Consider the following 941-nt stretch of genomic DNA (forward strand, 5'->3'; position numbering starts at 1 on the left):
ATCCCCGGGGCGGGCCACTTCTATCAGGGACGCAACGTCAAAGGGGCGATTTACTGCGTCTGCATCCTCGGTCTGTTCCTGTGCGGACAGGCGCTCGGCGGGTGGCAGACGGTCGCGTTGGAGAGCGCCGCCCCCGGCGTGCCGTTGGGCACCGAAGAGTTCGACGGTCCCGGGGACAACCCCTTCCGCGTGCCCTTCGACCCGCCCCGCCGGCAACTGCTGCAACACTACACCGCTCAGGTGTTTACGGGGGTGGTCGCCTGGCCGGCGCTGATCCAGAGCCAACGGTTCTACAACGAGGAAAACGTTCCCCGCCGCCGCCTGACCGAACCGCTGAACGACGCGTTCACCGGCTCCCTGGTCGCGGATTACGAGGGCCGGTCCGTCGTGCTGGCGAACCTGACCGGCACGATCCGAGTCGAACCCCGCGGCGACGGCTCGCGGGTGGAGGGCGCCCTCGAAGTGGACGCCTCCGCCCCGAACGATCCCCGGGTCCGCACCGGGTTCGAGGGCGATCCGACCGTTCAGTTCCCCGCCGACGCCGCCCGCTCGGTCGTCCTCACGCCCACCACCGTGCGGGCGTTCGACCGGCCGATCAACGGGGAGAAAGGGCGATTGCTCAAGCTGTTGATCGACCCCGCGGACCTGTCGAAGATCGCCCTGCCCGCCGGCGTGGCGGCGGATGAATTGATCCGCCCGCGGGTCGTCGGCACGGTCCCGCGTCCGGTGGCGAACTGGTATCTCGCCCCCCGCGACCGCCGCGCCGCCAACCGGCTGCACGCCCGGAAAGGCACGACGATGGATCTGGCCGTGGTCTTCACCATGATCGCCGGGTTATTGAACGTGCTGGCCTTCTGGGACGCGATCGACGGCCCCGCCTACGGCCGCACCGACAAGCTCTCGGACGACGACGAGCGCGACCCTGCCGGTTCCCCCGTCCC

General features: G+C 69.8%; 1 protein-coding gene. It reads left to right on the top strand.

Annotation, left to right across the window (positions count from 1 at the left end; all coding sequences use genetic code 11):
• On the top strand, window positions 1-941 hold a 941-nt coding region (locus tag LzC2_RS21535), incomplete at both ends, for a DUF6677 family protein (protein WP_206678873.1).

It is taken from the genome of Alienimonas chondri, from assembly GCF_013036045.1.
In the GTDB taxonomy this organism is placed as follows: Bacteria; Planctomycetota; Planctomycetia; order Planctomycetales; family Planctomycetaceae; genus Alienimonas; species Alienimonas chondri.